The following is an 8,049-nucleotide window of genomic DNA, read 5'->3' as shown; positions in this document are numbered from 1 at the left end:
AAGAAATATACGGCTGATCAAGTTAGTGGTCTTATCAATGATGGTTTTAACGAGTCGAAATCTTATACAGATATGAAGTTTGAAGCGTTGAATTATGCCATTGAAGATGTCCGCAAGGAGGCAAGGCAAGCCGCTGCTGTTGGTTTGGCAGTAGCAGGTTTACGTTATAATGATACACCAGGGAAGTTGAGTGTTTCATTTGGTACGGGCGTATGGCGGAGTCAATCGGCATTTGCTATTGGTGCTGGTTATACATCTGAAGGTGGAAATATCCGCTCTAACCTATCTGTCACGAGCTCAGGAGGTCACTGGGGGGTAAGCGCTGGAATAAACTTAACGCTGAATTAACAATAAAAAATGCATTCGCCCTTGTTTAATGAAACAAGGGCGAAATTTTTATATTATAGAGCATTAATATTTTATACAGAAAGTCACAGGGTAGTATACTTATAAAGTTTTATAGCAATATATTCTATAGTCATCATTTTAGTGAAACTAATTTTAGTTAAAATGAAGTGTCTTAACTAAAGATTTACAAATGCAGAGTGATATCTCTATGTAAATTAATAGAGTACGTAATCGTACAATAGTTTGAAAGCATACATTTTATAGTTTTATTAATAGAAATATCCATTTGAGGGATGCTTAAAGAAATAAAAAATCCCATTTCTTACTATTTCAATTTTCTCTGTATGCAGCAATAGCAATGATTAAGTAAGATTCACTTTAATCATAACATCTAAAGTACAATAACACATCACTGCTCCTATAAAGGACTAAAGAGCAAGGAACAATGCTATAAATTTTAGAATTTTTAATAAATCAGAAAGAATTATTAAATTAAATTCATTTTTTTCTTGCTATTTTTCTTAATAGTCTATAGAGAGTGCTTGAGCAAAGATAATCCGTAAAAAACCGAGCAAAAAATTACGCAAAAGGAAATGCGTTTAGTTATGAAAAAAAAACATAACCATTATTACTTTACCATAAAAAGACTTAAGAGATACACCTTTAAGGTTCAAAGTTATCTCACTTATTTTTATGACAAAAGTATAATAACTCTACAAAAAATACCTTAGCTCATTCAGCAAACAACTTAATCTCACTTTCGCAATAATATCTTTATTGCTTCTTAAGCACACAAAAAACTCATAAGAGCATACAAACATGTCCTCTCTACACGTATTTTATTTACTCCCACCCCCAAGGGTTTTACAGCAAAAGATACAACCTCCCTAAAAGCGTAAAAACCACACCCTTATTAACTATACTATCGACCAACACCAATGATAGTCTCATGGTGTTTTAGATAGTTCTTTTTCCCATTATGACAACCCTAATCTTTTTACAAAACAAGAAAAAATATCTTCTGAAGTTTCCCTAACACAAGAATATGTCTTTTTAATGTTTTTCTTATTTGGAGAATTTATTATGAAAAAAATATATAACATACCTAAAATGCTAGAAGAGAGTGATATGAAAGATTTTTGCTCATCTTATCGATTACCTTTTATTAAAACGCTTTCATTGGTTTCAGTAGCTGTCTTTTTATCCAATGCTTCTCCTGTTTCTGCTTGTGATGCGTGGGGTAATGTATCGCAGTATTTTGGTGCTGGTACAAATATACTTAAAGATATTGCACCAACTTATATAATTAACGGTAAAGTGTACAGAGATGTTGGCTCTGCATTATATGGTTTGGAACGTGAAGTTGCGGGCAATAATCTTGTTAAGCAAGATAGCTCAGGGCTTATTACAATTGGTGCGAATGCACGTGGCAATAGAATAAGCATTGAAAATAGCTCTCATGAATTGAGAACTCTTACTGGTGTTAATAATGGTGTGATTTCGCCATTCTCGTCTGATGCAGTTAATGGCTCCCAAATTTTTTCTCTAGGTCTTGCTATTTCTAGCTATTTTGGTGGTGGTGCTGGATTTGATAGAGTAAAATGGACGCCTCCTACTTTTAAAGTTAAGGTTTTTGATAAGGATGGTAATGGAGCTGAAAAGAGCTATCATAATGTTGCAGATGCCTTTACAGGCGTAAATAGTTCTTTCACGAATCTTGATAAAAAGATTGAAAATGTAGTCGTTAATGTGGCAGGGAACAACCTTGTTAAGCAAGATGATACGGGACTTATTACCATTGGTGGAAAAGTAAATGGAACGAGGGTAAGTATTGCAAATATTGATAATGCGGTTCGGACTCTTTCAGGTGTTAATGCTGGTTCTATTACAGCAACATCGACTGATGCAATTAATGGTTCTCAAGCTTATGCTATGAGCAATGTAATTGCTAGCTATTTCAGTGGTGGTGCTGGCTATAAAGATGGAAATTGGAGTGCTCCTACTTTTACAGTTAAGGTCTTTGATAAGGATGGTAATGGAGCTGAAAGAGACTATAAGAATGTTGCAGATGCCTTTACAGGCGTAAATAGTTCTTTCACGAATCTTGATAAAAAGATTGAAAATATAGTCATTGATGCGACAGGTGATAGTCTTGTTAAGCAAGATGCAGCTGGATTTATTACCATTGGTGGAAAAGTGAATGGAACGAGGGTAAGTATTGCGAACGTTAATAATGCAGCACGGATTCTTTCAGGTGTTAAGGCTGGTTCTATTACAGCAACATCGACTGATGCAATCAATGGTTCTCAAGCTTATGCTATGAGCAATGTAATTGCTAGCTATTTCAGTGGTAAAGCTGGATATGATGCAGATGGAAACTGGAATGCTCCTACTTTTACAGTTAAGGTCTTTGATAAGAATGGTAATGGAGCTGAAAAGAGCTATTATAATGTTGCAGATGCCTTTACAGGCGTAAATAGTTCTTTCACGAATCTTGATAAAAAGATTGAAAATATAGTCATTAATTCGGCAGGGAATAATCTTGTTAAGCAAAATAGCGCTGGGCTTATTACGATTGGTGGAAGTGAAGCTGGTAATAGAATAGATATTGCAAACAGTATGAATACTTCACGAATTCTCTCTGGTGTTAAGGGTGGTGCATTTACGGCAACATCGACTGAAGCAGTAAATGGTGGCCAGCTTTATTTTATGGCTCAGGCATTTGCGAGTTATTTCGGCGGTGGTGCTGGATATGATGACGCTGGAACGTGGAATGATCCTACTTTTATAGTTAAAACCTTTGATAAGGATGGTAATGAGACTCAGAAAAGCTATAAGAACGTTGCAGATGCATTGACAGGTGTTAATAGTGCTTTCACAAATTTGAATCATCGGATTATTGAGATAAAAAATAACGCTCCTATTGTTGAAAAACCTGTAATTGGAAGAGGTGGTTCGGATACTATTACAGCCGGCTTTCCTTTTATGAGAAGCGCACGTCTTCTAAGAAGCTTACCTCTTGTCATAGATGAGGCGGAAAATTCTATGGATGAGGAAGATAATTCAACCGCGGTAACTGTTTCTCCTAGTGAAATTTTAGAAAAGTCAACTTATGAGGGGAGTGACGGACAGCTCCAGCAGATGAAAGAGAGGGTAACAAATGTTGAGAGCAGGGTAACAAACGTTGAAAAAAAGGTGGATATTGCGGTTGGTTATGATACCGATGATAGCGGAAAGAAAACCAATAGCATCACTCTAAAAGGTGTTAATGACAGCGACCCTGTCTTGATAGACAACGTAGGGGATGGTAAGATTGAGAAAGGTTCTAAGGAAGCTGTTAATGGTGGTCAGTTGCATGATTATACTGAAGAGCAGATGAAGATAGTTCTTAATGATGCGAACAAATATACGGTTGATCAAGTCAGTAAAGGTGTTAACGAGGCGAAGTCCTATACCGATAGGAAGTTTGAAGCATTAAGTTATGATATTACGAATGTGCGCAAAGAGGCAAGGCAAGCAGCAGCGATTGGTTTGGCGGTGTCTAATTTACGTTACTTCGATGATCCAGGATCTTTGAGTGTTTCATTTGGTGGCGGTTTGTGGCGTGGCCAGTCTGCTTTTGCTATTGGTGCGGGTTATACATCTGAAGATGGTAAGATTCGTTCTAATCTATCAGCTACCAGTGCTGGTGGCCAGTGGGGAGTAGGTGGCGGAATAACTCTAAAATTAAAATAACAGCAGATAATGCGAAAAACTGCAATTTAACTGAATTTTCGCCCTTGTCTTATTAGGCAAGGGCGAATTTATATTATCAGAGTAATACACTTAATATTCTATAGGAATAATTTTAGTGAGATTGAATTGAGTAAAAAATGAAGCGCTTTAACAAAAATTTTACAAATGCAGAGTAATATTATCATATAAATTGATAGAGCGCATAATTACACAGTATTTTAAAACTGTACGTTTTATAATTTCATTAATAGAAAATATCCATTGGGGGGATATGCTTAAAGAAACAAAAAAATCTCACTTTTTACTATTTTAATTATTTTCTCTGTACACAGCAGTGGCAATGAAAGTAAGACTCATTTTGGACAAAACAGAGATACATCAAATTGACTGTAAAACAGAACCTCTACATAAGTCTATACGCGTAAAAGTTATGAATTTTTATTATAGGGAATTTTACGATTACATAAATCAGAAAGACTCATTCTGTAAAAATAATTAAATTCATTTTCTTCTTGCTATTTTGTTCGAAAGTCTATAAGACTCATTCTGGAACAAACAGAACAAAAAAATTCTCGCAAAGGGAGGTGCGGAAAGTTATGAAAGAATCACATGATTATTGTCATTTTTCTTTAAAACCCTTCAAGAAAAATGACTCAAGAAACAAATCACTTGTTCTTGTGATAAAACCACAATAATCCTATACAAGTTTTACCTGAACTTATCACGGGGTCTAAATGACCTAAACCTTTCACTCATAAATATTCATTGTCCATTAAGCATACAAAACGAACTCTTTTATTTTAAATAACTATAAATCACACATCTAACAGTAGCGTACAAATATGTCCCTTTCATTCTCTATTCTTACCCACAAATTCAAAAATTACTACAAACAAACAACTTGCTTAAAGGCAGAATAAACCAAAACCTTACTAACCAAACTATTAATCAACGTTAATCGCAACACCACTGGAGCTCTAATCTGCTCCTTTCAATCTTTTCGAAAAACTTAAGCTTTATAAAGAACAGACGAAAAACAAATCTTCAAATCACTCTTAGTGCTGAAATGTGTCTTTTTAATGTTCTTGATATGTTTTTCTTACTTGGAGAATTTATTATGAAAAAATTATGTACCACATCAAAGGCGCCAGTGGTGAATGGTTTTAAAAATTCTTGCTTGTTTTATCAATTACTGTTTATTACAGCGTTTTTAGTGGCTTCAGTGATTATCTTTTTATCAAATGTTTCTCCTGTTTCTGCTAATACTTCGATTTTTAATAACATATCAAACGATTTTAGTGGTGATGCAAATGTACTTAAAGGTATTCCGCCGGCCTATGTAGTTGGCAGTAAAGTGTATGGAGATGTTGACTCTGCATTTATAGAGAGTGAAGATACCTTAAAAAACTTAAGTCCTGATATTAAATTTCAGACTAAAGATGCTTTTGATACTGCATTTGCGGGAAGTGAAGATTATAAGAATGTAACGGATGCATTTTCTGGCACTAATAGTGCTTTGGCAGCTTTAAATCATCAGCTTGTTGAGATAAAGGAACCCTCTACTATTGGGGAAAAACAAAATAATCCATTTCACGGTGATGATCTGCATAAAAATACAGACAGCTTTTCTCTTATGAGAAGCTTACCTCGTGCACTAGATCGCGAGGTTGAGATGACTAAGTTATCGATTGCTCCTAACTCACCATTAACTCGAATATCTATTCTGAATAGTGAGGGTAAACCTCGGACTCTTTTGGATGTTTCTCCTGGTGAGCTTTCAGCAAATTCAACCGATGCTGTAAATGGTTCCCAGCTTTATGAATTAACAAGAGGTGTGAACGTTAATACTGCTAACGTTTTTTTTAAAGATCCTATAGCTAATACGGAAAATTCAATTGCTATTGGCAACAATGCGCGCGTTGTAGATAAAGATGCGTATGGTGCAATTGTTATTGGTCAAAATGCATCAATAGTGAAAGGAGATTTTGCGCAAAGTGAGTCGGCGATTGCCTTAGGTTCAAATGCTAAAGTTAGTGGGGATTCTTCGATTGGTATTGGTCGAGGTGCAAGCGTCAACGGAAGTGGGGGGGTTGCTGTTGGTGAGAACGCAGAAGTTTACGGTAACAGTGCGGTTGCACTTGGGTGGAGTGCACATACCAACGGCGACTATGCGTTAGCATTTGGTGAGAACGCAGATGCCAACGGCGACAGTGCGTTGGCATTTGGTCGGCAAGCAAAAGCATCAGTTGACGGAGGAATTGCCTTAGGTGAATACTCTCTGGCTAATGTTAAAGCTGGTGTTGCGGGTTATAACCCTAGTATTAGAAAGAACTCAGATAAACAGGATAACGTATGGAAAGCTACTAATGGTGCACTCAGTATTGGCAATTTTGAGAAAGGTCAGACCAGACAGATTATAAATGTTGCTGCAGGTACGAACGACACTGATGCCGTGAATGTTGCGCAGCTAAAAGCTCTACAAGACACTGTAAACCCAAATTGGGATCTTTCTGTTAATGGTAAAAATAAAACGAGTGTTAATTCAACCAGCCCAATGGATTTGGCAGCTGGAAGTACAAATCTCACGGTCACAAAAGGTGATAAAGACAATAAAGTGAAATTTGATCTAGCTAGGTCCATTATGGTTGATAAAATACAAATAGGAGACAGCACCTTAGACGCAACAGGCTTAGTGATTGCCAATGGTCCAAAAGTGACGACTTCCGGTATAAATGCTGGTGGTAAAAAGATTCAGGCAGTTGAAAATGGTAGCATTACAGCAGCCTCAACTGATGCCATAAATGGTTCTCAGCTTTATATCCTAGGGAGCAGTGTTGCAAAATCTTTAGGTGGTAATACTAAGTATGAGAATGGCACGTGGACTGCTCCTATATTCAAAGTTAAGCAGTTCAATTCTGATGGTGACGTTACTGACTCGACTTATGACAGTGTCGCATCTGCCTTTGCTGGTGTTGGTGATTCCATCACGAATATTAAGAATGAGATTACAAAAGAAATTGCTGGTGAAAAAAGTGATTCTTTAATTTGGAGCAAAACGGCGAATGCCTTTGTAGCGACCCATGGAGAAAATAAAGAGAACAGCAAGATTAAATCTTTGAAGAATGGAGACATTACAGCAACCTCAACTGATGCCATAAATGGTTCCCAGCTTCATACCCTAGGAAGCAGTGTTGCAAAATCTTTGGGCGGTAATGCTAAGTATGAAAATGGCGCATGGACAGTACCTACATTCAAGGTTAAAAAATTTGCATCTGATGGTAGTGTTTCTGACTCGACTTATGACGATGTTGCATCTGCCTTTGCCGGTGTTGGTGTTTCATTCGAGAATGTTAAAGATAAATTTAATAATATTAAGGATGAAATTAGCAAAGAGATTGAAAAGGACATTACGGCTGCTAAAAATGACGCTTTGTTGTGGGATAAGTCCAAAGGTTCTTTTGTAGCGATACATGGAGACAAGAAAGAAAACAGCAAGATTACATCTCTCCAAAATGGAGATATTTCTGCTATTTCAACGGATGCTGTAACGGGTAATCAGCTTCATGCGTTAGGTGATAATGTTGCAAAATCTTTAGGTGGTAACGCTAAGTATGAAAATGGCGCTTGGACAGCTCCTGCATTCAAGGTTAAAACAATCAATTCTGAAGGTCATGATGAAGAGAAAAGCTATGGTAATGTAGCGGAGGCTTTTTCCGGTGTAGGTAGCTCTTTTACGAATATTCATAATGAAATTACCAAAGAAATTGCTGATGTAAAAAGTGATTCTTTGAACTGGAATGAAGCGAAGAGCGCCTTTGTAGCGACACATGGAGACAATAAAGAGAGCAGCAAGCTTACGTCTCTATTAGATGGGGACATTAAATCTGGTTCGACGGATGCAGTGACGGGTAATCAGCTTCATGTGTTAGGTGATAATGTTGCGAAGTCTTTAGGCGGTAGCGCTAG

1 protein-coding gene and 3 pseudogenes are annotated in these 8,049 nt (G+C 36.7%); all 4 read left to right on the top strand.

The genetic code is table 11. The features are described from left to right. The coding region (locus ACFIM1_RS08665) for a YadA-like family protein (RefSeq protein ID WP_375694608.1) at positions 1-348 on the top strand (348 nt) is incomplete at its 5' end. 1,056 nt (positions 349-1,404) lie between these two features. After that, a pseudogene (locus tag ACFIM1_RS08660) lies at positions 1,405-2,709 on the top strand (hypothetical protein); the annotation flags it as partial. An 843-nt stretch (positions 2,710-3,552) separates the two neighbouring features. Further along, positions 3,553-4,083: pseudogene (locus ACFIM1_RS08655) on the top strand (YadA-like family protein); the annotation flags it as partial. 1,117 nt (positions 4,084-5,200) lie between these two features. Continuing rightward, positions 5,201-8,049: pseudogene (locus ACFIM1_RS08650) on the top strand (hypothetical protein); the annotation flags it as partial.

This window comes from Bartonella sp. AC158YNML (assembly GCF_042196725.1).
Classification (GTDB): domain Bacteria; phylum Pseudomonadota; class Alphaproteobacteria; order Rhizobiales; family Rhizobiaceae; genus Bartonella.
The sequence above is the reverse complement of the archived record's forward strand: the minus strand, read 5'-3'. Positions and strand labels throughout refer to the sequence as shown.